We start from the raw sequence: 24,269 nt of genomic DNA, 5'->3' as shown, positions 1-24,269 counted from the left end.
GTTAAGCCCACGGTGCGGCCACCGGCCGCCGCACAAAAACCTGCAGGCCCGTTCAACGGAACGCCTGCGCCACATCTTTTCGAAGGAAACCACCATGAAACCCCGATTCACGCCCAAGTCCCGGCTCCGGCTGGCGGCCGTCGCAGCCCTGCTGCTGCCGGCGGCCCTGACCGCATCGCCGGCACTGGCCCACGACGCCCTGTCCTCGACCGCCCCGGCCCGCGACAGCGTTCTCACAACCGCGCCGGAGACCGTATCGCTGACCCTCACCCAGCCCCCGACCGATTCGGCATCCCTGAACCTGAGCGTCATCACCGTCACGGACGGCGCCGGAGCCACCGTCAGCGATGGCTCAGTAAGCGTGGAAGGGCCGACCCTGTCCACCAAAACCGCCCCGGGAAGCCCCGGCACCTACACCGTGCAGTGGCGGGCCGTGTCCTCCGACGGACATCCCATCGAAGGCACCTACACCTTCACCGTCCAAACGCCGGCGACGGCGACTACACCTGCACCCGCCGTGTCCGCTACTGTTTCGGTGCCGGCAGCCACCCCCTCGACGGCCCCGCAGGGGACGGATAGCGCGGTTCCGCCGGCACCACGGCCCAACGATGACAACGCACCGCTGGCGGTGGGAATCGCGTTCGGGCTCCTGGCGGCAGCAGCTGGCGTCACCTGGTGGCTGCGCCGCAGAAAGGCCGGCCCGGGCGCCTGACCGTTCCGGGCATGAAACCGTTTCTGGCCGGTGTTCCCCGCGGGCACACCGGCCAGAAGCCCGGCTTACCGCCGGGCGCCGGTCTTGTGAGTCAGGCTCCTGACGAGGCTGCCCCACCCGGGGACGCACGGCGGTTTCCGAGGATCCTGAGTACCACGGCCGTGACAGTAGCCACCACCATCAGCGCAAAGAAGACCGCTCCGGCGTTGTAAAGCACCTGGGCGGTCCCCGGCAACGGGGCGGAGGCGTCGGCGGCGATCATTATCGTGGCGTAATAGGCGGCCGTGGCAGCCAGCCAGAGTCCACCGGCGACGGCGACGGCCATGGACCAGCGCGAAAACCAGCGCGGCCCGGCCCGGTATGACAGGGCCACAGCGAGAAGCACGATGCCGGCGACGGCGAGAAGCTGGGCAGGCAGCAGAAACGGCCCGGCGACGAGCCCGACCGGAATGCAGAGGCCGCCGACCATCAGCAGACGTCGGCCAGCCAGCGGCATTCCTTCCGGCGGTGCCGATTGGCCTGCAGCCCGCGCCGGTTCCTTCGGCGGTGTACTCTCCGCTGTCATCGCATTTCCCTCGATCATCGTTCCCGTCCCGGGACCGGGGCGCCGACCGAATCGGACGGCCGTTCCAGCCCTTGACGACAGTACAGGACCGGATGGATCAATGCTGTCCTGCCCTGCCCTGCCCTCACGGCAAACTCGGGGCGACGCGACGGGTCGCTAGTATCAGAACCATGCCGCTGCTGGATCTGACGTCCGCCGCCCAGGACTATTTGAAGCTGATCTGGATAGGTGCTGAACGCGCCGCCGCCCCGGTCACGGTCGGCGGGCTGGCCAAAAGCCTGGCAATCAGCGCCTCCACCGCCTCCGAAGGCGTGAGGAAGCTGGCCGAGGCGGGCCTGGTCGTCCACGCCCGCTACGGACATGTGGAACTCACCGCGGCCGGCCGTGAGCAGGCCGCAGTGCTGGTGCGCAGACACCGGCTCCTGGAGACGTTTCTGGTCGAAATACTCGGATACGGCTGGGATGAGGTCCACGGCGAGGCAGACGTGCTCGAACATGCAGTCTCTGAAACCCTGACCGAAAGGATCGACCGGCTCCTCGGCCACCCCGCTCGCGATCCGCACGGGGCCCCCATCCCTTCAACGGAGTCCGCTGCAGACAGTGAAAACGAGGTTCTGCTGTCGGCCGCCCCGGCCGGCACCTGGCTGACCCTGACGCGGGTCTCTGACGCTGATCCGGCCCTGCTCAGGTACTGTGCCGGGCTGGGGCTGCTGCCCGGCACGGAGCTGACCGTCGCCGAACCGCGGCCCTTCGCCGCCGGAACGATGGTCCGTCTCACCGGGCAGGAAGCCGGTATCGAGATCGGCCCGGAGGCGGCGGATGCGATCTGGGTTTGCCCCCGCCCCTGACCTGCCGGGCGGGAGCAGATTCAGGACTGGCCGGTGACGGTCAGGACGATGAGGATGCAGTTGAGTCCAACGATCAGGGTTGCGCTGGTCCACCCTGCAATCTTCAGCGCCCTGGAATCGGTGTGGATCCCCATGACTTTACGGTCGCCCGTGAGCCGGATCAGGGGTATCAGGGCAAAGGGTATGCCGAAACTGAGCAGGACCTGGCTCAGCACCAGGGCTAGGGTCGGTTCGATTCCGGCGCCAAGGATCAACAGCGCCGGGACAAGCGTGATGGCCCGGCGCGTCAGCAGCGGAATCCTGACCTTCAGCAGGCCACCCATGATTGTCGCACCGGCGTAACAGCCAACAGATGTGGAGGCCAGCCCCGAAGCCAACAACCCGACGGCGAAAACCACGCCGATAACAGGCCCCAGCGCCGCCGTTACGGCGGAATGGGCCCCGGCGATAGTGTCGGTGCCTTCAATTCCGCGGAGGCTGGACGCCGCCAGCAGCAACATGGCGATATTAACCAGACCGGCAAGCATCAAGGCACCGGCGACGTCATACCGGGTGACCCGGATCAGCCGTGCCCTTACCGCCGGATCATGGGAAAAGCCGTGACGGTCACGCGCCAGCGCGGAGTGCAGATAGATCGCGTGAGGCATCACCGTGGCGCCGAGCATGCTGGCTGCCAGCAGGACCGTGTCGGTGCCCTCAAAGCGGGGAATCAGGCCGGACACCACGCTCCCGGCTTCCGGTGGGTTCACGAACAGGCCGGAAACGAAGCCGACGGCAATAACGGCCAGCAACATCATGATCGCGTACTCAAAGGACCGCTGGCCCCGGGTGGACTGCAGGGCCAGTAACAACATTGAAGCAAAACCAATGATGACGCCCCCGGCCAGCAGAGGAAGCCCGAACAGAAGATTCAGCGCCACCGCCCCGCCGATCACCTCGGCCATGTCTGTCGCCCCGGCCACCAGCTCGGCCTGCAGCCAGTACAACCGCCGCCGGCCTGTACCCAAGCGCCGGCCCAGAATTTCCGGCAAGCTCAAGCCGGTGGCCAAACCAAGCTTCGCCGATTGGTACTGGACCAGGACCGCCATCAGATTCGCGGCCACCAGCACCCACACCAGCAGGTACCCGAAGTTGGCCCCCGCGGTAAGGTTCGCCGCGACGTTCCCAGGATCCACATAAGCAATAGCGGCCACGAAGGCCGGGCCGAGCAACAACAGACGCGACCGCCACCGGGGTTTATGCTCCGCACGATCAGTACGGGTGAGTGTGGCCATGGTTCCTCGTCTTCGGAGTGACTCACCGAAGATTACCAATAATTAGGCATACCGAAAAGTAGATTTTCGGCATCCCGCGAACGGGTGGAGTGGCCTGTAGCCAATCGCACCCGCTTAGTCGCATGTCTGACCCTGACGTCTGCTGGTGGAGTCTTGCGTTCAGCCTTGTTTGGTCAGTGCAAGGTGCTCCTGGGTGCGATGTTCTTCCTCGGATTTCTCGTCATCTACGTCCTCGGCGCCCTATTAAGGGGAGTCTCCCTATGCTTTTGGTCAAGCGGACAGGGCGGGTTTTTCCTCGTAGAAGGTTCCGTGTTTAAGCATTGAGTAGATGACTCGCAGCGTTGGTCGACCAGGCAGATAACGGCTGCGTTGCGCTTCTTCCCCTGTGACCGTTTCCTTTGGTAGTAGGCCTTCGACACGGGGTGGTGGCAGCTGGCGGTCCAAGCGGATCTGAAGAGGGCGTTCTTGAGTTGCTTGTTCCCTGATCGTGCGGGCAATCCACCGCATGTCGAGGTGCCGGAGCGGCGTGTCACCGGGGCAATGCCCGCCTAGGCGGCGAGGTGCCCGGGAGAGATGAAGGTACCGCCATCGCCGATGGTCAGGAGTACCGTCTCTGCGGTCTTGATGCCGACTCCCGGCATGAACCTCAAGACCTGGGAAAGAGGAAAGTCACCGAGGAGCTTTTCGGCTTCTTCGGCCACGATGGCGCGCTGGTGCTTGAGCTCCTTGATCTGGGCGGCGACTCGGGGAATGACCACGACGGCTTCGGTGCCGATCACTGTGACGGTCTGCTCGCCCAGCGCCGTGAAGATCGCGTCGACCAGATTCACCGGGTCCCTGCGGCTGTGGTTCCTGGCCCGGCGCCACACGTTGCCACGGCCCGCGGCCCGCAGGCCGGTCGGTCCGGCGTATTTGATTGAACAGTTCCAGGGCCAGGCCGCCGGGTCAGCACGTTCTGGGAAGACTCGCTCCAGGGCGGGGAAAATCTGCAGCAGCAGTGACCGCAGACGGTTGATTGCCCTGGTGCACTCATGGGTCAGATCGGCGTCGAAGCCGGAAAGCACTTTCAGCGCTGCGGGTACCTCGCTGTCCCGGTCGACGGCCTGCAGGGTGTGCGGCATGGCACGTGCAGTCTCGGCGATGATAGACGCATCCCGGGCGTCCGTCTTGGACTTTCCCGGGTACAGGTCAGCCGCTTTGCGCATCGGCAGGCCCGGGAGGTAGGCAACAGTGCAGCCACAGTCCCGCGCCACCGCTATTGGCAGCGCGTCGATGGTGTTGGGCTGGTCCACTATCACGATCACGAGCACGCGGCCCTGCTGCTGCAGGCCGATGAACAGCTCGCGCAGCCGCGCCTCATCCTACGGCAACGGCTTGTCGAAGACGTTCACCGAATCGCATTCAACCCCACAGCGTGATGCTCAGACTTACCGACATAGAGCCCCCAGAAAAAACCTCGTATCCTTCGTCCATCCGGCGCTCCTTTGCACCACTCATGGCCGCAGTCACGACACCCGATGCTGGCACCCGCGTTACAAAGAGACCTCGCCCAATCGGAAGGAGCCGACCGTGTCCCCATCAGCAGTCCACGTGTGCCTCCGAACCCGGCGACAACACCCCCCGGATCATTAAAAACAGGGCAAGAAAGTGATAGCGGATTTAGCGACCAAAATCCCCGACCCTCGGGGACCCAATAAATGTAACGGGCACTGGATCGGTTGGACGCCACGGCACGATGACGGTTTCGGGACTGGTCACCCCTGGACTGTTCGAATGGCCGCACGCATCGGAAAAAGGGGAAATGAAGCACCCCGTAGTCAACTGATCATGTGATAATTCACTCGTATGTCCTGACGACTTCAGTCCATTCCCCACCCTGACGGCACGTTCGGGAAGAACCGGGACAATAGTGGCGAGTGGCACGTGGATTGAGGTCCTGCAGGGGGCGTTGCCCTCAGCGGAGGATGTCGAACGGGTGGCGGCTGTGTTTAGGTTGATGGGCGACCCGGGCCGGGTCCGGATTCTTGCCACGCTGCTTAAAGCTGGCGAGGTGTGCGTTCATGACCTTGCCTCGGTGAGGGGGCTGAGTGAATCCTCGGTGAGCCAGGCTCTCCGGCGTATGCGCGCACACCGTATCGTGGAAACCCGCCGCGCTGGGCGCGTCGGGTTTTACCGCCTTGGCGACAGCCACGTCCGGATGCTGTTGGACATCGCGATCACCCATGCCAGCCACTCCCCTATGGTTACCGCAACCTCTGCCGCCGCTGAGCCCGCACCACCGAACCAATCCACCAGGAGTCATCGTGAATACTTCACCCAGCACACTCACCTGCCCAAATGCGCATCGGAGATGCATCCCTACGAACGCAACGACGTCATCATCGATCAATGCACAGGTTGCCGCGGAATTTTCCTGGACCGCGGCGAACTGGAGTCCCTGATGGACGCCGAAGCCTCGTTCTACGCAGCCCGGAATCCCGCGCCCGGAACCGCTCAGCCTCCGTACCCCGACCGCAGGGACGGCCACCACGACGGGCACGGGGACCGGGCACGACCGCCGCAAGCGCGGCGGCTTCCTCGGGGACCTGTTCGGCTGATTCCCGGCGCTTTATACCCGCACCCCTTACCCGACCGGCCCTGACACTGTGAATGAGCACGTATGGCAATCGATACCCAGCTTGACCTGAAGACCGTGCTGCCCGAGGCGCTGGATGAACAGGACGCCTGCGTCCAGATGCTGACAGACGGTCTTCAGGCCCGGCAGGGCGTCATCGATGCCCACGTCAAGCGCGCAGACGGCACGGCCGCGGCGCAGCTGTGCGTGCATTTCGAACCCGGTGTCATCAGCTTGGGCCGGATCCGTGAACTGGCCGTGTCCCTTGGTGCGCGGGTGGACAGCGACTTCGGCCATCTCAGCATAGAGGTGGCCGGCGTCTCCAGGCCAGCCCGGGCGCAGCTGCTTGAACAGCGGTTGCGCAGCCTGGACGGCGTGGCGGAGGCCCACGTCTCCGCCACCGGTTCCGTCGCGGTCGAATACTTCACCGACCGGACCTCGGAGAAGGCGATCACGGACATTCTCGAGCGCTTCGGGACACCACCACGCGAAGGCCGGCCCGGTGCTTCCAAAGCACCCGGTGGTGCCGGCGAGACCGCGGCGCCCACGGAACCGCGGGAAGACCATGAAGGGCATGATCACAGGCACGGGGGGATCTTTGGTGAGCGAAGCGAGCTGATCTTCGCGGTCCTGTGCGCCCTGACCCTTGCCTCGGGCTTCCTGCTCGGGCTCAGCCCTGCCGTGGCCGACGCGGTTTCCATGGCACTGTATATCGCCGCGTATTTCTTCGGCGGCTACTACACCCTGAAGGAAGCCATCCAGACGGTGATGGCCAAGCGGTTCGAGATCGATTTCCTGATGCTGGTCGCGGCCGCTGGCGCAGCGGTCCTCGGGGACCTCGCCGAGGGCGCCCTGCTGCTGGCGCTGTTCAGCATCGGCCACGCACTGGAAAGCTACGCTATGGGACGGGCGCGGCGCGCCATCCAGGCCCTGGCAGAACTCGCCCCCGACACCGCGCTCGTCAGACGCAACGGCACCGAGCACAAAATCCCGGTCGGGGAGCTGCGGATCGGCGACACCGTCATCATTAAACCCAACACCCGCATCCCCTCCGACGGTTACGTCACTCTCGGCCAGAGCAGCGTGGACCAGTCAGCGGTAACCGGGGAAAGCATCCCCGTGGACAAGGTCCCGATCGGACCACAGGCCTCCCGGAAGGAGGCGAACATCCCGGCCGAAAGCCGGATCTACCCGGGAACCATCAACGGGCCCGGCGTTCTGGAGATCGAGGTGACACGGCTGTCGAAGGACTCCACGCTCGCCCGCGTGGTGCGGATGGTCAGCGAAGCCCAGGCCCAGATTTCGCCCACGCAGCGTTTCACGGACCGCTTCCAGCGCGTGTTCGTTCCCGCCGTGCTGATCCTCGTCGTTGGGCTGCTCCTCGCCGGCCTGGTCATTGACGAGCCGTTCTCCGCCACGCTCTACCGGGCCCTGGCCGTCCTGGTCGCCGCCAGCCCATGCGCGCTGGCGATCTCCACCCCGAGCGCGGTCCTGTCCGGGCTGGCCCGGGCAGCCCGCGGCGGCCTGCTCATCAAGGGCGGCGGACCTTTGGAGAATCTGGGCACTCTGCGTGCTATCGCCTTCGACAAGACCGGCACCCTCACGGAGGGCAAACCGGAAATGACCGATGTGGAACCGGCGACGGGAGTCAAGGAGTCCGAACTGCTCAATGTCGCCCTCGCCGTCGAGTCCCAAAGCGACCACCCGCTGGCCTCGGCCATCGTGACTGCGGCGCGCGCCCGGCTGGACGGCACACCGCCGCTCACCGCCGGGGCCGTCACCAGCATCACTGGCCGCGGGGTCAGCGCTCTGATTGACGGCGAACAGATTCACATCGGCAAGCAGCAGCTCTTCACCGAAATCGACGGGGCAAGGCTGACCCAGGACATCACCGGCTCCACCGCCCGGCTCGAGGCCGCGGGCCGGACCACCATGGTCGTCCGCCGCGGATCCCGGTACTTGGGCGTCCTCGGACTGATGGACACGCCCCGGGACTCCGCAGCGTCGGTTATCACGCGGCTGCGCCAGGCCGGGATCCAGCAAATGATCATGCTCTCCGGTGACAACCAGACCGTCGCTGACGCAGTCGCCGGAAAGCTCGGGCTCGATGAGGCCCGCGGCGACCTGCTGCCCGAAGACAAGGTCAAAGCCGTCATCGAGCTGCGCGGCCGGGAAAATAAGGTCGCGATGGTCGGTGACGGCGTCAACGACGCACCGGCCATGGCCAACGCCACCGTCGGGATCGCGATGGGCGCCGCCGGCTCCGACGTCGCCATGGAAACCGCCGACGTGGCCCTCATGGGAGATGACCTTCAACGGCTCCCCTTCGCCGTGAACCTCAGCCGGCAATCCAGCCGGATAATCCGCCAGAACCTCTGGGCCAGCCTCGGCATCGTCGCGATCCTGATCCCGGCCACCATCACCGGGACCATCGGCATCGGCCTCGCCGTCCTGATCCACGAAGGATCAACCCTGCTCGTCGTCGCCAACGCACTCCGCCTCCTCGCCTACCGCGAATCCAAAACCAAATAGCGTGTCCTGAAGTGAGTTGGCTGGATGGAAAGGTCGCCGTCATGTTGATGCAAATTCGGCGGATACAAATATCAGGTCACGGCCCGAGCCGTATTCTTCAACCGGCTCGGCGAAAATCCGCGACCGCTCCTTCGAACAACAGCGCTAGCACGCCAGCGGCCTTAACCTTCTCACCCCCACCATCCCCTCTGGAACACCGTCTACCTGGCCGCGCACAAATCACATCAAACCCGGCAAATACAGGCCACTACGACGACCGGCAAAACCTTAGCGTCGGATATTTCACCTATTCACAAGCCGCCCCATATATGCTGATGGCCGGTAGTCGGCGCCCCCAAGGCGCCGACTACCGGCCATCAGCAGGTCTCTAGAGCTCAGGCTCCCGCTCGGACGAAGGTGACTGCACCTTTGGAGGTCATCCAGGTCAGGGGGTGAACGGCCGTTTCGTTTTTGCCGTTCAGTCCAGAGCTGAGGACCTGGCCGTTGCCGAGGTAAATACCGACGTGGCCGGGCTGCATCACCATGTCACCAGGCTGGGGGTCGGTGACCACGGTGCCGTAGTTCATAAACTGCATCGGCCCAAGGTCACCGACAGGGATCCCGGCAGCATTAAGAGCGTTTTCCACCAACCGTGTGCAATCCTGAATCATGCCGATCTGGGCGTAAGCGGAAGACACCATGGTGGCGTTGGTGCCGCCTGCCGCCGGAGCAGGTGCGGCGGCGGCAGGGGTGACGGTGACCTGGGCCTTCGCCGGCGCGGCGGCCTTTGCGGCGGGAGGCGTGGCTGCGACAGCAGCGCTGGGAGCTGCAACAGGCTTGGGTGTCTCGATGACGGGCGCCGGTGTTGTCTTCACGGCGGGACGCTCGAAGGAGATCTGGATCGTAGCGTCAGCAGTGAGCGGGGTCTGAACCTGGGAGGCGGGCTCCAGGGCCGACGCTGGTTCCGCGTCTCGCTGGGCCGGTGCATCTGCGGCCTGGGCAGCAATGCCGCTGGTCAGAACCAGGCCGGAAGCCGCGGCGATGACGGCTGCCTGACGTCCTGCAGTCCCGGCGCTGGCAGCGACGGATTTGGACAGCACCGAAAGAGCGCTGGTGTGGACGGGGACCGCGCGGTGGCGTCCGTGAGTTCTGCGCAAGGGCATGAAAGGGCCTCTCCCACTGCCTGCGAGGTTAGCTGTCGGATTCGGATGGGAGACACCCGGCCGTGAGGGCGCACGAATGCACCAGGCACGGCTTCACCCCAAGGCCTGCCCAGGCAGGCCGCTGTTGGGTTCCCCGTCTCTGCCGGACGAAGTTAGCGAACGGATCCCAAGACAGCGGCAGAGCTCGGCAATCTGCTCGGGAGCGCCGCTCCCCAGTAGAACCGGCACGCCCTCGACCCTATGTCATGTCAGCGGCATTTGTCACATTCGCATAACGGGCGCCTGAGTGCTTTCTCCGGGCGGCACGTCCGCTTCGCCCGGGATCTCCCCGGCGCCTGTGGTTCCCGCTTCGCCGGGCTCGGTCTGTGAGGCCTGCTCGCTGAACTGTGCATCGTAGCGCACGCGCCGGATCCGTCTGGTCATCGAGACCATGAGCATCACCACCGCAATGACCATAAACGCGGTCATCAGAAATCCAAGGAATCCCGGTGATACCTGATCGGCGCTCAGCCCGGGTCGTAGCCCGTCGTTCCCGGGACCGGGAGTCGGCATCGTACTCAGGGCATGAAGGCCCGAAGCGACGAACGTATTCTGCACTGAGTCATCCTTTTGTCGAGTGCTTCCGAATGAGCCTTTGAACTCTGTGGCCCCGAATGACAACGCCGGCAGCATGGAGCACCAGTCCCGCACCGATGACAGCCAACGAAGAAAATTTCACAGCGTCATTGTCCCTCATCTGTCCAATAAGATTGAGCACAATCCCGGCCGCGATCAATCCCATGGCGCCAAAGACAACGGCCTTGTACGACGCAGAAGCGGTGGCCCAGAACTCATTTAGCACCAGCCCATTCTACGGGCAGGACGAGTCTGGTTGTTCACATCCTTACCAGGACGGTGAAAGGGCGCCGAGTAAAGCGTGCGGGCCCGGCCTTTGGCGACGGTGTGACCTTGGCGGCTGCCCGGTCGCGAAGCGGACCCTTGGCTCTCTTCCCTGTTGCCCGCCACGGCCTTACGGTGGACGCAGACCTCGTGTCACACCAGCCAATTTCAACCCGAGGAGGCTGTTACAGATGCTGCCATCTGATGCGGTGGCGGCCGCCCGACAATTCACCCAGGGCCTGCCACCGCCGGTTGCGGCAGAATGGCCAGACGGGGAAGTGGGGGTGGCTTCGTGACCATTGCCCCGGCCGTGCCGCCCGGAACCAGGGAGCCGGCCTCGAAAGGTAATTTTGCCGGCAGTGCCGGCGCGGGTGCGTTTCCGTGGGCCATGGCCGCCGCTATTGTCATGGCTGTCTGCGGTGCCGCGCTGTCCCTGAACGGGGTGCTGCGAGGCTGGGTCTGGTACTGGCCGGTGGCCACTGTTGTGTTGGTGATAAGTTTCACCCTCGCCGGACTGCGTGCCTTGCGGGTGCATCCCCTCCTGGTGACTGCCGGGGGTTTCCTGTCCCTCTGCGGCATCCTGACAGTGACGTTCTTCCGCGGATCAGCCATCCTGGGGATCATTCCGACGACAGCCACGTTGGCAGACCTGGGCTGGTTGATACGGCGTGCCAGCGAAACCGTCCTTTCGGAAACGGCGCCTGTGGCGCCCAACACCGGTGTCGTGATGGTTATCTGCGCGGCTATTGGACTTTTGGTCCTCATGGTGGACGCCCTGGCGGTACCCCTCGGCATGCCGGCCGTCACCGGGGCGGCGCTGCTGGCGATCCTGGTGGTGCCCGCCATTATGAAGCCGCACAGTGCGGGCTTCTGGGCCTTCGCTGCCGCCGCTGCCGGGTATCTGTGGATTCTCGCCTGCAGCCGGTGGTTCGCCCCGGGGGCGGGCGCCTCGACAGATTCGGTGCGGAGTCCCGGGCACGTCCGGCGCGCGGCGCTCACGGGCGGGGCTGCACTGGTTGCAACCTTTCTGGTGCCATTGGCCATCCCGGGATTTGACCAGGGCACTTTCCCGCAGGGCTCCCGGCTTAATCCCTGGGGCACGTCAAATGGGCTGAACCCGATGATCACCCTCGGGAACAGCCTGCGCGCACCGGACGGGAGCGGGCGGATCACTTATGCCACCAACGCCTCCACCCCGCTGTACCTGCGCACCGTCACTGTGGACAATTTCGACGGCGAGTCCTGGGGCCCGGACGACCGGAACGCCGCGCGCCTGCCGTTGACCGGCCCGATAGATCCTGGCTACGCGGTTCCGGGTGATGACCAGATCCAACAGACGACCGCCATTGATACTGGGTCTTTCAATAGCCCTTATCTTCCCGCGCCCTACGCCCCGGAATCAGTGCGCGGACTTGAAGGCCGCTGGACGTGGGACCCGGCCACCTTGAGCATCAGGGGATCCGACACCACGTCCCGCCGGCAGAGCTATGTTGTCACATCCTCAGTGCCGAAACTGTCGCCGGAGCTGCTGGCGCGGTCCTCCGCCCCGGCGCGGAACGTCCCAGAGGAATTCACCAGAATCCCCCGGGGCGTTCCGGAGATCGTCAAAACCACCGCCGCTGCTGTGGCTGGCTCCAGCACCACACCGTACACAAAGGCACTAGCCCTGCAGGGGTACCTCCGATCCGCTGAGTTTACGTACTCCCTGCAGTCACCGGTCCAGGGCGGTTACGACGGCAACGGTCTCTCCGTCCTGGCCGACTTCCTGAAGCAAAAGAGCGGCTACTGCATACACTATGCGTCCGCGATGGCGGTCATGGCACGGCTGGAAGGAATTCCAAGCCGCATTGCCGTGGGCTATGCGCCGGGAAGACTGACCGGAGCCACGGTGACCGTCGCCGGACAGGGCCCGCTTCCCGAATATGAAGTGGACGCCCGCGACGCCCACGCCTGGCCAGAACTCTACTTTCAGGATCTGGGCTGGGTACCTTTCGAACCCACCCCTTCCCGGGGCGTAGTACCCGATTACGCCACCGAGTCCTCCAACTCAGGAGCACCGGGGGCGCTGGAAAACAACGACGACCTGCTGACCGAAACCGCGCCGGCCCCCTCACCTGCACCCAACGCCACCCTGCCTCCCGCCCCCGGCACGGGCGGCACCGCTGAACCGTCCCAACATCTCTCAACCCGGCTGCTCGGGGTCGGCGGAGTCCTGATAGTCGCTCTTCTCATGGCCGCACCGCATTTGATCCGCGTTGGCATCCGTGCCCGCCGCTTGCGGCCGAAGAACCCCGGCGACGCGGTCCCGCTGGCCTGGAGTGAAATGCTGGACCTGGGCATCGACTACGGCTTACCCCCTGATCCCAGCGAAACGCCGAGAGCATATGCAAGCCGCCTCCGCATGCGGCTGGGACAGCCCGACGGGAAAGACTCGTACGCCCACGAGGCTGCAGTCGAGCTGACTACGGACTTCGAACGGTACAGGTACGGCCCGCCTCCAGCAGCAGGCGACGAACCTTGCCGCGCCGCGGAACAAAAAGGAGCCTCGGTGAAAAAGGAAGGCGCGACAGCACATCTTGCCGCCCTGGAACTCTCCCTGCGGGCCAACGCCACGCTCACGCAACGCCTCCGCGCAACATGGATTCCACCCTCCGTCACGTCTCGCCTGTACCGGATCTTCGCCGCACCAATCAAGGCCGCCGGCACGAGCCTTACCACAACAACACAAAGCGCCGGTCGCTCCCTTCCCCGGCGCTCACGGTGAAAAACTGCGCGCCAAGAACGACAGGCCGTCACAGCTCAGCAAAACCACTGACGGGAAAATGGCCCCCAGTTAAGGCGGACCTGCTTCGGCGCCTTAGCCAACTTCAACCGAAAGAGGCCAAAGCGGTCTCACAAACGCATTACTGACGGAAAGTGGTGTTGATTCTTGCGCAGGTCGACGCGCGAATCGAGGAACGGGACCCTGTGGGCTTTAGAGACAAGAAGCCCTTATTTTTAGCTGAAAAGATAGGAAACACCAGCTGGCAGCAGGCAGGATTCCGGGGATAAACCCAGACATGGGCCAGCTTTGGGCGCAACGGGCTTGAGGGCTTGGTGCAGCAGGGCTTGAACTTGAGGCCTGCCCGTTCTGATACCGCCACAGCCCCACTCCGCGTATATTTCCAGCACTGAGATTCGGGCTGAGTGGACCTTCGAGTGCACTTGAAGGTCTACGCTGAGCAGCGTGCGAATTTCAGAGCTGGCGGCGGCGTCGGGGGTCCCTGCGACGACGCTGCGCTATTACGAATCGGTAGGGCTTCTTACAGCGGAGCGGGGTCTTAACGGGTACCGGGACTATGACGTCGACGCGCTCGTCCAGCTGTCGTTCATTGAGGCTGCGAAGCAGCTTGATATGTCGCTAGCTGAAATTGTGGATCTTCTGGCCGTTATCGAGGGTGAGAGTTGTACCCAGGTGCGTGAGGTTCTTCATCCCAGGCTGCAGCAGCGGCTGCTTGAGGTCGATAAACGCCTTGCGAGCCTGCGCCTGCTGCGTGACCGGCTTGAGGCGGCAGTGACCAGGGTTGGTGCCTGTCCGGACAGTGGACGATCTTGCCGTTCTGAATGCGCGCTCCTCGGCACTCAGAGGGAAACATGCGCCACGCAGAAAACCGAACCCAAGACGACAGCCATCAAAGGAACACGGTAATCATGAACCGCATTATTGGCTGGTGGGACGATCACCAGGTCCTGCTCTACATGGCCGCAATCCTGATCGGGGCGGCGGTCGGTTTGGTTGCTCCGCAGCTCGCGCCGGCCCTTGAGCACTCCATCGAACCGGTACTGATCCTGCTGCTGTTTGCCACGTTCCTGGCCGTTCCACTGATCGAGGTGGGGAAAGCGTTCCGCGACATCCGCTTCCTGGGGACAGTGCTTATTGGAAATTTCATCATTGTCCCTGCCGTCGTGTTCGGGCTTTCCCGGTTTGTTGCGGACGACCGCGGGCTGATGCTCGGCGTGCTGCTGGTGCTGCTGACCCCATGCATCGACTACGTCATTGTGTTCAGCGGAATCGCCGGGGGAGCCAGCGCCCGTCTGCTCGCTGCAACCCCGCTGCTGATGCTGGTGCAGATCCTCCTGCTCCCGGTCTATCTGTTCCTCTTCGCCGGCGGCGACGTCCTTACGGTGATTGACGTCGGCCCGTTCATCGAAGCCTTCCTCCTGCTGATCGTGCTGCCCCTGGCCGCCGCCGCTACAGTCCAAGCTTTCGCCCGCCGCCACCGTGCAGGTCAGGTAGTGGAGCAGGTCATGGCAGGGGCGATGGTGCCCTTGATGATGTCCACTCTTGCTGTCGTGATCGGATCCCAGATCGCTGCAGTGGGCTCTCGGGTCCTCAATCTCACCCGCGTCATTCCCCTGTACGTGGCCTTCGTCATCATCGCGGTCATCCTAGGAAAAGTTGCAGGACGGGCCGCCGGCCTCGACGTCCCGGGCACCCGGGCCGCCATCTTCTCCGTGACTACCCGCAACTCCCTCGTCGTCCTCCCGCTGGCCCTGGCCCTGCCGCCGACACTGAGCATCGCCCCGCTGGCTGTCGTCACCCAGACACTCGTCGAACTGGTCGCCATGGTCATCCTGGTACGCATCGTTCCTGCCATCGTGCCGGAGCAGAAGTCAGACCACCTGACAGGTGCAGGTTCATAAAGGGATGGGGCCGGGCAGTTAGGACTGAACAGACCATCCCGATCTAAGGCCAAGTTCCTGTCTTGTACTAGGACTACGAAGGTGACCTGCCCCTGTAGTGGGGCAAGGACGACCTTGACGTGCAGGCCGGGCGAGGCGTCCAGGAGTGGCAGATATCCCACAGGCCGCGGCCACCGGGATAGCAGAAATTGCCCTCAGGATCAGCCCGGCAGCCCAAACCATCGCTGTAGCTCCATCTTATTCAAGGGTGAGAGGGCGCAGGAAGCAAGCGGCAGGCGTGGCGCGCCAGTGCCTCCACAAAATCAGGGCCGATTCGTGCCACAAAGTGGTGACACCATGAGGAAGGGCGCGGAACGACATGTTCCGCGCCCTTCCTCATGGCGTCACCGGGCTGGTTACTTGGGCATCAGCACGGAGTCAATAAGGTAGACCGTTGCGTTCTTGGTCTTGACGCCGCCGCAGATCACGTTGGCGTCATCCACCTTGAGGTTGTCGCCGCTACCAGCGACTGTGACGGATCCGCCTTGGACAGTGGTGTGGGTGCCCGCGATCTTGTCCGGGCTGATCTGGCCGGGGACGACATGGTACGTCAGGATTTTGCTCAGCAGGGCGTCGTCCGTTTTCAGGGTATCGATGGTGGCTGCATCAATCTTTGCGAAGGCGTCGTCCACCGGTGCGAAGACCGTGAACTCTCCACCGTTGAGGGTGTCCACCAGGTCCACCTTTGGGTTGAGCTTGCCGGACACGGCCGCGGTGAGGGTTGTCAGAATCGGGTTGTTGGACGCTGCCACTGCGACGGGGTCAAGGGCCATGCCCTCAACCGAGCCTGCGCCGGTGGGAACCTGCTCCGCGTAAGCTGCGCAGCCCGGTCCAACCAGGTTCGCTGCCGGATCCATAGCGGCACCGGCCGAAGCGCTGGCGGACGGTGACGGCGCTTCGCTCGCAGCGGAAGGGGCGGCGGCAGGGGCGGAGGAGCTCGAGGTGGTACCCCCGCCACAGGCGGTCAGGCTGAGCAGAGCCGCGGCCGCAACGCCTGCGACCGTGAAAGTTGTGCGCTTCATTGTCTGCATTCCAGTTCTCCTTAAGTTGTGGCGGTCCGGTGGCTGTGACAGGTTTGGATGGCCCCGGCAGGACGGTTACTTCTGGCCCCACTTTGTGACTCGCCGGGCACCTTGTGACGGTTATTCGTGGCCCCACCTTCAACGTTGGATCCATCAGTAGATGGGATCAGCGGAGGGTAGGCCTGGATGGAGTCGAGAGTGGATTTGTTTGCGCGGATCCGAAGGGACGCCCGGGTCGAGGGCTTATCCGTTCGTGCGCTGGCGGCCCGGCACGGGGTCCATCGCAGGACGGTGCGGCAAGCTCTTGAATCGGCTACCCCTCCCGAACGCAAACCAAGGCAAGGGGTGTCATGGCGGCTGGACCCGTTTAAGGCTGCGATTGATGTCTGTCACTTCGGCCCGGAAAGGGCAGAAAGCAACCGGCGAAGAGGGTGCGCGTACTTCAAGAAGCAAATCTGCACGGGCGGGCTGGATCGGGTGCAGGAGGCGTTCAAAGGTCGGTCGGAATTCTATTAGAAACTACCCCAGCCCCCCAGCCCTGCCGAACAGGCTGAATCCAACGAACGCTACGATGTTCACCAGTCCGTGGGCTACGACCAGTGGCATCACCCGACGGGTTTTGGTATAAACCCAGGCGAAGACCACGCCCATGATGGCATTTCCGATGAAAGGTCCGAAGCCCTGGTAGAGGTGGTAGCTGCCACGCAGCGTGGAGCTGGCAAAAATGGCCACCTGCAGGGACCAGCCGAACTTGGCGAACCTGTCCAGAAGATATCCCACAACAATGACCTCCTCCACGACTGCGTGGCGCATGGCGGACAGGACCAGGACCGGCACCGTCCACCAGTAGGAGTCCAAGGCGCTTGGAATGATCGCCGTTGTAATGCCCAGAGCGCGGCCGACGGCATAAAGGCCCAGCGATGGGATACCAATCAAGGCGGCCAGCCCGAGCCCCTGCAGCAGGTCCTTTCCCGGTCTGGCGAAATTGAACCCCAGCTTCCGGAACGCGGAGCCGGAGTCACCACGGGACCCCGGCTCCGCCTGACGCTGGTCCGTCAGGAAGTAGATCACCAACAGGACCGGAACCAAGGCAAAGATGATGTCCAGCAGCTGGTAGGTCAAGTCGAAATACTCACGCGTGCTCTGAGACCTGTTCAACGTGGACGTCCCCTGCGACAGCGGCGCCCCGGTCATCTTCTCCACCAACTGCACCACCGAGTAGACGGCGGACTGCCCCAGCGACAATCCCAGGACTATCCATACTTCGAACCGCAGCCGACGGCGGGAAGGAACCAACATCCTCCAATCTTGCCCATACTTCTTCTCCTTGCCGAAAGCATCAAGGCAGTGGCTCTGGTGCGTGCTGGGGCTTGCCTCTCCGAGCCAACAGGGAAGGTGGACGCAGCGACTCTTGTCCCGGACACGGGCCCAGCCTCTCGCTGCGTTCCCGTCAGCTATTGTTTGAAACCGCCAACCGGCTGCTCATCGTCCTTCACATGCTCTAAGTCGAAGACGTGCTGAGCAGGCGACCCCCAGGCTGCACGTTGAGGCCACAGGGCTGGCGGTCCGGAGGCGAATTGCCTTCTTACGAGACTTGCGGAACACCGCTCCGGAACGATCTCACAGTCTCCGGTCCACACGGTCAGGTACGTCCCGGCCCCCAGGGCCCAGACGCTGCTGCCACAGTAGGCGCAGATTGAACCAGCAGAACAGCGCCAGCCCCAGATACAGGCATAACTCCATCACTTCGCCGTATTCCGAAATGACGAATGTGGGCTCCGGCCAGATTAATAGGCGGAACAGGCGGTAGCCCGCAGCCAACAAGAAGGCCGGTACGAGGCAGAGCGGCGGGATCAGCAGGCGCCGGGCCACAACCCGGTTCCACCGAGCGCCGACCGCCGCTCCTACCAGCGGGGCACAGGTGCCATACAGGCTCGCCAGGAGCATGGCGGGAGGGACCAGGTCCTGCACTCCATTAAGGTTGTGCACGTTGGTTTCGCCCTGGCGGTTGACCTCCCCCAAGTCTTCAGGCGTATCCCAACCGAAAATGCGCTGTCCCCAGGAGATCTCCTCGCCCGTTAGAAACCAGACGCCGAGAGTGACCAGGCCGTAGAGCAGTGCCATACCTTTGAGTCCCATCCGCAACAGGCGGAAAGTCAGGAGGGGCAGGAAGACGCTTGCGCCCAGCAAGCAGAGGAACTGGAGCCATTCAATCAAGGAATCCTCATCAACGAGCCACAGATAGAGCTCCTTGAAGGGAACAGTGACCGCCACAACGACGGCGAGGACGAAGGGCAGCAGGGCCAGCAACAGCGCCTGTCGCCGGGGAACTCTCCAGTCCTCGGAATCACGTCTGAAGAGTTCAGGCGCGTGGCCGTACCCCCCATGTTCTATTGATCTCTTCACGGTCCTCCTAATGGTCCGCCCTGACGCCGTTGCGTCCAGGCCTCTGAGGAAGCGATGGCCCCGCTGACCATTAACCCCTCACTCGAGATCAGGCCGCACGAGTAGACAGTACTTAGATTTCGACATGACAACACTCAGGACAGGACGTGCTCGACATGTACACCCCATCCTGACGTCAAAACCGCCTGACAAGGGAGGATTAGGCCTGTGGGCGGAGTTCCTTCTCGTTCTCAGAGGCCCGCCCAGTCACGACATGTGACATAACCACCGCCTGCCCCAAACGGACTCATCAAGTCCAGATTATTTGGACTATTTCGACAATTCTCGAGCTACCCCACCCCGTTTCCTACCCCTCCCACTGTCAGGGTGGGATCTGAGAACATCACGAGCCACCGTCAATAAAACGGAATCTCGCACTATTCTGACGCCACCACACGAAGCGGCGGGAGGACCAATCTTCAGTTATCGGTGTCCCCATTTGTGATTCGGGGTGTGATTGGACATTGAAACATACTGCTGTTCCATGACACCATGAAGGCATGACAGCCGTTGCAGGAGCCCGTGGAGGGCTGAAAGCGCACCAGGATTCCATTCGGCTTTCCGAGCCTGAACTGGTCCGAGACCTGCGGGACATCCTGGGGGCGAAGCTCGTTGCCTACATCGGCTCGGTCAAGGAAACCCGGGCCGTGCGTCAGTGGGCCGACGGTGAGCGGAAACCGTCAGCCGAGGTCATGACCCGGCTCCGTCATGCCTACCACGTCGCAGCTCTGTTGGCTGAGCGGGACTCCCGGTCCGTGGTCCAAGCCTGGTTCCAGGGAATGAACCCCCAACTGGACGACGTGCCGCCAGCGCGGCTACTGCGCGAAGGCCAGGTCGACGACGCGGCACAGGCGGTCCTTGCCGCTGCCAGGGCATTCGCGGCAGCAGGCTGACGGGTGGTTGACGAGCAACAACTGGCAACAGCCACTGCTGACACCCGGGTATGGCGCATTGGTTTCCGCCCGGATCCTTGGGCGTGGAGTGGCTGGGAGTGGGCAACCGATGGCAGGTTTCCCGGACGGTGGGATGACCTGCACGGAAACTTCCGGACCGTCTACGCCGGCTCCAGCCTGAGGGCATGCCTGCTCGAGGTGCTCGCCGGCTTCCGCCGTGACGCGAGGCTAGCAACGGAGCTGGACGAGATCGTCGAGGACGACGAAGATGCGGTGCTGCACCCGACACTGGTATCCGGGCAGGTGCCCCGGGAATGGCTTGACGCCCGCGCAGCGACGTCAGCCGAACTTACCGGCACCTACTGCACCGTGACGGACTCCCGGTCCATCGCTGTCCTCCATCCGCACTTCATCGGACTGGCTCTCAGCCTCGGACTCGTAGACCTGGACGCCGCAGCCCTAAAAGATGCCCGGCCGCGCCGGTTGACCCAGGCCATTGCCGCTTGGATCTACGAGACAACAGACCTCGACGGGGTTACCTTCGCGTCCCGCCATGGCGACGACCTAAGGCTCTGGGCAATCTTCGAACGGCCCGGCGACCCTCACGTCAGCCCGAAGCTCACGCACGCCAGGCCCGAGGAACTGCACCACGACAGCGACGCGATCAAGGACGCCTTCCGGATGCTCGGCCTGACATGGAGGAGCGAATAGTCCGCTCCCCCGCTCTTCGCCCTAGCTTGACGGAATATCCGTTATCGGCTCTTGAGTGGGACGAGTAGAAGTAGATGAGAGGACTCGTCTCGATCTGCTTTCGGAAGTTTCCGCAGGTCAAACTAATGCTTCGACGACCTGATACCGATCATCCATAGCGGGCGGCTGCGCGCCACGGCGCGGCGTGGCGACGTAATCTCTCATTAGATGAGAGATTTTTGCGTACAGTTTGGTCAGTGAGTATCGAACCTGGGCGGATTCCTGCCTTTCTGACAAACGTGAATGTCGGGCTGCTGCGGGCCGAGGATCGCGTTTTCGAGGCGATGTTGGATGGCTGGCGTGCTCAGATGCTGGCGCGCGGCCTGTCGACGTCGTACATCAAGAGCTCGTGCGGGACGGTCCAGCGGTTCCAGGAGCACGCCAACGAGTATCCGTGGACGTGGTCGGCGCATCACGTGGACGAGTTCCTAGCGGACCGGCGCAGCTCTGAAAGAGGTCTCGCGTTGACAACCCTAAGGGCCAATTCCGGAGCCATCAGGGCATTCTGCTCCTACCTGACGGACGGACGCTACGGCTGGGCGTCATTCTGCGAACGGGTCTTCGCCGACATACCAGTGCAGGTGGTCTTCGAGTGGAACTCTCCCCGGCATACGACAGATGATGCCGTGCCGGCGCGGCGGCGGGCCTTCACGCGGACCGAACTGCAGACCTTCTTTGACGCCGCCGACGACCTGGTCGACACGGAGTTCGCCAAGGGTTCAAAGCGCTGGCTGCCGGCACTGAGGGACTCGACGGCATTCAAGGTCGCTTACGCCTACGGGCTGCGCCGGCGTGAATTGGTGATGCTCGAGTACGTCGATTTCGGCCCCAACCCGCACGTCGAGCAGTTCGGCCGGTTCGGGGCGCTCCAGGTGCGGTGGGCCAAGGGAACCAAGGGCTCAGGGCCCCGGCGCCGGACCGTGCTCACCGTCCCGGAATTCGACTGGGTGGTGGGGCTCCTTGAGTACTGGCTCTCCCCTGACGGCCGCAAGCGATTCCCGACCGCCGATCGGTCCGCCAGTCTCTGGCCGTCGGAGCGTTCCGGCTCGACTGTGCACCGCAACTTCGACCGTTCTTTCCAGCGGGTGCGGAAAATCGCCGGGCTCCCGGAAGAACTGACCCTGCACACGCTGAGGCACTCGTACGTGACGCACCTGATTGAGGCCGGTTACGACCCGCTGTTTATCCAGCAGCAGGTCGGGCACAGCTACTCCTCCACCACTGCCCTTTATACTTCCGTGTCGGCGGACTTCAAACAGAAGACCATCCAGAAAATGATCGCCCAGCGGCTGCGCAAGGGTGACGGCGAGGGGAATAGCCATGGCTGAACAGCGACGGATCGGCTACCGCTGGAACCTCCGGCAGCTGATGGCCCAACGAAACCTCTGGAAGACCACCGAGCTGCTCCCCCTGCTCAAAGCCCGGGGCATCAACCTCTCCAACGCCCAGGTCCACCGTCTCGTCACCGGAACACCCGAACGCATTCCCGCCCAGACCTTCGCAGCACTCTGCGACATCCTCGAATGCACGCCCAACGACCTGTTCGAACCCTACGTGCAGATGCGCGCCGCCAAGACCGCCAACGCCCCGAAGCGGCCAGAAGACCTGGGCATCGCACCCGGCGCGCCGATCGCCCGCCGAATCCGGGTTCTCCCGCCGGACGAAGATGACTAGGCCCCGGAAAGCCGGCGACCCTGCAAAGTGGCCTGAAGCCTGTGGGCGCTGCGCCGAACACCACAAAATCGCGGTCCGGTGGCCCGACGGCGGAATCTGCGGCTACTGCTACCAGCAAGCTAAAAGAACCCGCGGCACGTGCGCCTGCGGCCACGAAGGGGTGCTACCCGGTCGCGTCGACAGTCTGCCGACATGCCGGAAATGCTCCGGCGTCCGCCTCAACGTCGACTGCATCGGATGCGGCAAAGAAGACGAACTCCACTCAGGCAATCGATGCTGGTCATGCATCCTTGCCATGACCGTTGACCGGATCCTCAGCCCACCGGACAACCAGCCACCCTCCGGCGAACTTCAGGCAGTCGCCACTGCTCTGAAGTCCATGAAACGCGCCAACAGCGGCCTCACCTGGATCCAGCAGCCACACGTCACAGAGTTCCTCCAACGACTCGCGGCCGAGTCTGCGATCTCCCACGCCCGCCTTGACGAACTATCGGCATCGCGCACCCGCGAATACGTCCGCGGACTACTGGTGGAACACAATGCACTGCCGCGCCGCGATGAACTGAGCACTAGGTTCAGCGTCTGGGCCGAGCAGGCCCTCGAGCGGATCACTAGCTCGAGCCACCGCGACATCACCCGCCGATACATCCGCTGGCACCACCAGCGCCGCATGAACCAGATGGACGAAGTCACCCGAGGAACGTTCCTGCGGGCCAAACAAGCAGTTACCGTCGCCATCGAACTGCAGAACTGGCTCAGCGAACAAGGCGCCGAACTCCCCGAAGTGAACCAGGCGCACCTGGACCGATGGCAGGCAGAAGGCCCCACGACACGGGGCATCGCCTCACGCTTCCTCGACTGGGCAATCAGGACCAACCTCATCGACCCTTCCCTGAAACTGCAGCCCCACCGCCGCGGCACCAGCCCGCGGCTGGACGCCGCGGCTCAAACCGAACTCGTTACCAACCTCAGCCACATGACCGACATGAACCCTAGACACCGCGCCGCAGCCATCCTCATCCTGGTCTTCGGCCAGCAAGTCTCCGACATCGTCCAACTAACCTGGGACAACGTCACCGTGACAGAGGAACTCGTCACCATCACCCTCGGAACCGTCGAAATCGCACTCACGCCACCGCTCGATGAGCCCTGGCGCGAACTCGCAGCCACCCCAACCCACCATCAGACAGCCGCGCACCCCAACAGCAAATGGGTATTCCGAGGAGGCTTACCCGGCCAGCACCTCCAGGCCTCAACCCTCACGGAGCAGCTCAGCGCTTCGTTCAGCAGTCGCGCGGCCAGGCTCGGAACCCTCCACGAACTCACCAAACTCGCCCCGGTGGCAATCATCGCCGAAGCCCTGGGATACTCCCCGGCCACGATCGATCGCCACGCCATCGATTCGTCAGCCAACTACGCCCAGTACATACGTTCGCTCAGCACGACCAAAGGTTAAGTCCACCGGCCCTCTGCCAGATCAGACCAAAAATCAACGCGGTGAGTCGGGGTCTGCAGATCTGGGTCCCGAAAAAACTCGGCAGCGAAGTATGCAGCTAGATCGCTGCCGTAATAGATCACGTCAGTTTGGTGCACGGAAAAGACAGGACTTCCTGCCGGCGCCGGCGCGCCAGGGAGATACCGGTGTGAGTAAATCGGAATCAACGTCGGCACCAGCCGCATCTGCTCGCGTGCTACCTGCAAAGCAGCAGCCGTTTCACTTGGCCTTTCGCCCCATTCATCAGGCCAGAAAGTATTCTGCTCAACGTCAAACAGGACTCCCTCCAGTGGCCAGTTAAGCCGCTGCTGAATCCCGTCAGGCTCCCCCAACCAATCAACCCATCCAGGGCCTATCGGCGTCGCCAGACTCAGCAGCCCCACATGATCAGGGCTGAATCTGATGTCGAATTGCTGCTCGACGTCGGCGATCTCGGTATTAGTTAGACCCGGACCCAACGGAATACGCGCCTCGTAAAGCGTTTCAATGGCTGCCTCAACGATAGAAGTCACGCCAGAATCATGTCACCGACTCGTCCCACATCGACACGTCTCGCTGCCAGTCGGGCTCGAAGTCGGAAGAGGCTGTCCGGTGCTGGGCAGCAAGCATGCTTGGGCGTTCGAGGAACCCTTTACGGCACTGTTCCCTAGATTTGATGGAACCCACGTGTCAATGGCCAGTTGTTTCTGCCCATGGACGGCC

At 63.5% G+C, this 24,269-nt stretch carries 21 protein-coding genes, 2 pseudogenes and 1 riboswitch; of the genes and pseudogenes, 13 read left to right on the top strand and 10 right to left on the bottom strand.

Going from position 1 to position 24,269, the window contains the following annotated elements; all coding sequences use genetic code 11:
- Positions 1-712, top strand: a 712-nt coding sequence (locus HTS88_RS09160; RefSeq protein ID WP_246256111.1) for a copper resistance CopC family protein, incomplete at its 5' end; no start/stop codon positions are given.
- A gap of 91 nt (positions 713-803) precedes the next feature.
- Here the strand turns inward: HTS88_RS09160 and HTS88_RS09155 are convergent.
- The gene (locus tag HTS88_RS09155) at positions 804-1,277 is read right to left on the bottom strand and encodes a hypothetical protein (RefSeq protein WP_238340921.1); all 474 of its coding nucleotides are present in this window, start codon (positions 1,275-1,277) and stop codon (positions 804-806) included.
- Between the two features lie 170 nt (positions 1,278-1,447).
- On the opposite strand from HTS88_RS09155, the gene HTS88_RS09150 reads away from it, so the two are divergent.
- Positions 1,448-2,125, top strand: a complete 678-nt coding sequence (locus HTS88_RS09150) for a metal-dependent transcriptional regulator (RefSeq protein WP_174177573.1) — start codon at positions 1,448-1,450, stop codon at positions 2,123-2,125.
- A gap of 20 nt (positions 2,126-2,145) precedes the next feature.
- Here the strand turns inward: HTS88_RS09150 and HTS88_RS09145 are convergent, their stop codons facing one another.
- Positions 2,146-3,399, bottom strand: a complete 1,254-nt coding sequence (locus HTS88_RS09145) for an Nramp family divalent metal transporter (RefSeq protein ID WP_174177571.1) — start codon at positions 3,397-3,399, stop codon at positions 2,146-2,148.
- Between the two features lie 270 nt (positions 3,400-3,669).
- Positions 3,670-4,872, bottom strand: a pseudogene (locus tag HTS88_RS09140) (IS110 family RNA-guided transposase).
- A gap of 523 nt (positions 4,873-5,395) precedes the next feature.
- Here HTS88_RS09140 and HTS88_RS22165 point away from each other — a divergent pair.
- The 3 genes and pseudogenes from HTS88_RS22165 to HTS88_RS09120 form a co-directional block, all read left to right on the top strand.
- Positions 5,396-6,040: a metalloregulator ArsR/SmtB family transcription factor gene (locus HTS88_RS22165; protein WP_246256125.1), complete on the top strand. Its 645-nt coding sequence runs from the start codon at positions 5,396-5,398 to the stop codon at positions 6,038-6,040.
- Positions 6,041-6,058: 18 nt separating this feature from the next.
- Complete coding sequence (locus HTS88_RS09125) at positions 6,059-8,545, top strand: heavy metal translocating P-type ATPase (RefSeq protein ID WP_174177569.1); 2,487 nt, start codon at positions 6,059-6,061, stop codon at positions 8,543-8,545.
- Positions 8,546-8,626: 81 nt separating this feature from the next.
- Positions 8,627-8,816, top strand: a pseudogene (locus HTS88_RS09120) (hypothetical protein); the annotation flags it as partial.
- Positions 8,817-8,919: 103 nt separating this feature from the next.
- On the opposite strand, the gene HTS88_RS09115 reads toward HTS88_RS09120, so the two are convergent.
- The 3 genes from HTS88_RS09115 to HTS88_RS09105 form a co-directional block, all read right to left on the bottom strand.
- Positions 8,920-9,687, bottom strand: coding sequence for an NlpC/P60 family protein (locus HTS88_RS09115; protein WP_174177567.1), 768 nt, complete (start codon positions 9,685-9,687; stop codon positions 8,920-8,922).
- Between the two features lie 3 nt (positions 9,688-9,690).
- A riboswitch (cyclic di-AMP (ydaO/yuaA leader) is annotated at positions 9,691-9,855 on the bottom strand.
- Positions 9,856-9,948: 93 nt separating this feature from the next.
- Positions 9,949-10,155: a hypothetical protein gene (locus HTS88_RS09110; protein WP_174177565.1), complete on the bottom strand. Its 207-nt coding sequence runs from the start codon at positions 10,153-10,155 to the stop codon at positions 9,949-9,951.
- Positions 10,156-10,288: 133 nt separating this feature from the next.
- Positions 10,289-10,528: a DUF3188 domain-containing protein gene (locus HTS88_RS09105; RefSeq protein WP_174177563.1), complete on the bottom strand. Its 240-nt coding sequence runs from the start codon at positions 10,526-10,528 to the stop codon at positions 10,289-10,291.
- Positions 10,529-10,858: 330 nt separating this feature from the next.
- On the opposite strand from HTS88_RS09105, the gene HTS88_RS09100 reads away from it, so the two are divergent.
- The 3 genes from HTS88_RS09100 (at position 10,859) to HTS88_RS09090 (ending at position 15,249) form a co-directional block, all read left to right on the top strand.
- Entirely contained in the window at positions 10,859-13,330 is a 2,472-nt protein-coding gene (locus tag HTS88_RS09100) for a transglutaminase TgpA family protein (protein ID WP_343044912.1), read from the top strand.
- Between the two features lie 462 nt (positions 13,331-13,792).
- Positions 13,793-14,254 carry a MerR family transcriptional regulator gene (locus tag HTS88_RS09095; protein ID WP_174177559.1) on the top strand — a complete coding sequence of 154 codons (462 nt, stop codon included), beginning with the start codon at positions 13,793-13,795 and terminating at the stop codon, positions 14,252-14,254.
- A 2-nt stretch (positions 14,255-14,256) separates the two neighbouring features.
- Positions 14,257-15,249, top strand: coding sequence for an arsenic resistance protein (locus HTS88_RS09090; RefSeq protein ID WP_174177557.1), 993 nt, complete (start codon positions 14,257-14,259; stop codon positions 15,247-15,249).
- A 395-nt stretch (positions 15,250-15,644) separates the two neighbouring features.
- On the opposite strand, the gene HTS88_RS09085 is transcribed toward HTS88_RS09090, so the two are convergent.
- From HTS88_RS09085 to HTS88_RS09075, 3 genes are all read right to left on the bottom strand, one after another.
- Entirely contained in the window at positions 15,645-16,319 is a 675-nt protein-coding gene (locus HTS88_RS09085) for a fasciclin domain-containing protein (protein WP_174177555.1), read from the bottom strand.
- A gap of 510 nt (positions 16,320-16,829) precedes the next feature.
- Positions 16,830-17,609: a CPBP family intramembrane glutamic endopeptidase gene (locus tag HTS88_RS09080; RefSeq protein WP_174177553.1), complete on the bottom strand. Its 780-nt coding sequence runs from the start codon at positions 17,607-17,609 to the stop codon at positions 16,830-16,832.
- Between the two features lie 321 nt (positions 17,610-17,930).
- Positions 17,931-18,716, bottom strand: coding sequence for a hypothetical protein (locus tag HTS88_RS09075; protein WP_174177551.1), 786 nt, complete (start codon positions 18,714-18,716; stop codon positions 17,931-17,933).
- A gap of 539 nt (positions 18,717-19,255) precedes the next feature.
- Between HTS88_RS09075 and HTS88_RS09070 the strand changes: the two genes are divergently transcribed.
- The 5 genes from HTS88_RS09070 to HTS88_RS09050 all read left to right on the top strand — a co-directional run bounded on the left by HTS88_RS09070 (position 19,256) and on the right by HTS88_RS09050 (position 23,528).
- Positions 19,256-19,648: a hypothetical protein gene (locus HTS88_RS09070; RefSeq protein ID WP_174177549.1), complete on the top strand. Its 393-nt coding sequence runs from the start codon at positions 19,256-19,258 to the stop codon at positions 19,646-19,648.
- A gap of 3 nt (positions 19,649-19,651) precedes the next feature.
- Complete coding sequence (locus tag HTS88_RS09065; protein ID WP_174177547.1) at positions 19,652-20,359, top strand: RES domain-containing protein; 708 nt, start codon at positions 19,652-19,654, stop codon at positions 20,357-20,359.
- Positions 20,360-20,595: 236 nt separating this feature from the next.
- The gene (locus HTS88_RS09060; protein WP_174177545.1) at positions 20,596-21,726 is read left to right on the top strand and encodes a tyrosine-type recombinase/integrase; all 1,131 of its coding nucleotides are present in this window, start codon (positions 20,596-20,598) and stop codon (positions 21,724-21,726) included.
- On the top strand, positions 21,719-22,072 hold the full coding sequence (locus tag HTS88_RS09055; protein ID WP_115523747.1) for a helix-turn-helix domain-containing protein: 354 nt from the start codon (positions 21,719-21,721) through the stop codon (positions 22,070-22,072). Before HTS88_RS09060 ends, HTS88_RS09055 begins: the two co-directional genes overlap by 8 nt.
- 295 nt (positions 22,073-22,367) lie before the next feature.
- A complete protein-coding gene (locus tag HTS88_RS09050; RefSeq protein ID WP_246256109.1) occupies positions 22,368-23,528 on the top strand; it encodes a Fis family transcriptional regulator in 1,161 nt (386 codons plus the stop codon).
- On the opposite strand, the gene HTS88_RS09045 is transcribed toward HTS88_RS09050, so the two are convergent.
- Positions 23,525-24,079 carry a hypothetical protein gene (locus HTS88_RS09045; protein ID WP_174177541.1) on the bottom strand — a complete coding sequence of 185 codons (555 nt, stop codon included), beginning with the start codon at positions 24,077-24,079 and terminating at the stop codon, positions 23,525-23,527. The two genes, HTS88_RS09050 and HTS88_RS09045, sit on opposite strands and share 4 nt — an antisense overlap.
- Positions 24,080-24,269: the final 190 nt, after the last annotated feature.

The sequence above is a fragment of the Pseudarthrobacter oxydans genome (genome assembly GCF_013314975.1).
Taxonomy (GTDB): domain Bacteria; phylum Actinomycetota; class Actinomycetes; order Actinomycetales; family Micrococcaceae; genus Arthrobacter; species Arthrobacter oxydans.
The sequence above is the reverse complement of the archived record's forward strand: the minus strand, read 5'-3'. Positions and strand labels throughout refer to the sequence as shown.

Coding starts and splice junctions, on each gene's coding strand:
- HTS88_RS09155 (WP_238340921.1), bottom strand. CDS start 1,277: ATGACAGCGGAGAGTACACCGCCGAAGGAACCGGCGCGGGCTGCAGGC.
- HTS88_RS09150 (WP_174177573.1), top strand. CDS start 1,448: ATGCCGCTGCTGGATCTGACGTCCGCCGCCCAGGACTATTTGAAGCTG.
- HTS88_RS09145 (WP_174177571.1), bottom strand. CDS start 3,399: ATGGCCACACTCACCCGTACTGATCGTGCGGAGCATAAACCCCGGTGG.
- HTS88_RS22165 (WP_246256125.1), top strand. CDS start 5,396: ATGGGCGACCCGGGCCGGGTCCGGATTCTTGCCACGCTGCTTAAAGCT.
- HTS88_RS09125 (WP_174177569.1), top strand. CDS start 6,059: ATGGCAATCGATACCCAGCTTGACCTGAAGACCGTGCTGCCCGAGGCG.
- HTS88_RS09115 (WP_174177567.1), bottom strand. CDS start 9,687: ATGCCCTTGCGCAGAACTCACGGACGCCACCGCGCGGTCCCCGTCCAC.
- HTS88_RS09110 (WP_174177565.1), bottom strand. CDS start 10,155: ATGACCGCGTTTATGGTCATTGCGGTGGTGATGCTCATGGTCTCGATG.
- HTS88_RS09090 (WP_174177557.1), top strand. CDS start 14,257: ATGAACCGCATTATTGGCTGGTGGGACGATCACCAGGTCCTGCTCTAC.
- HTS88_RS09085 (WP_174177555.1), bottom strand. CDS start 16,319: ATGCAGACAATGAAGCGCACAACTTTCACGGTCGCAGGCGTTGCGGCC.
- HTS88_RS09080 (WP_174177553.1), bottom strand. CDS start 17,609: ATGTTGGTTCCTTCCCGCCGTCGGCTGCGGTTCGAAGTATGGATAGTC.
- HTS88_RS09070 (WP_174177549.1), top strand. CDS start 19,256: ATGACAGCCGTTGCAGGAGCCCGTGGAGGGCTGAAAGCGCACCAGGAT.
- HTS88_RS09055 (WP_115523747.1), top strand. CDS start 21,719: ATGGCTGAACAGCGACGGATCGGCTACCGCTGGAACCTCCGGCAGCTG.
- HTS88_RS09050 (WP_246256109.1), top strand. CDS start 22,368: ATGACCGTTGACCGGATCCTCAGCCCACCGGACAACCAGCCACCCTCC.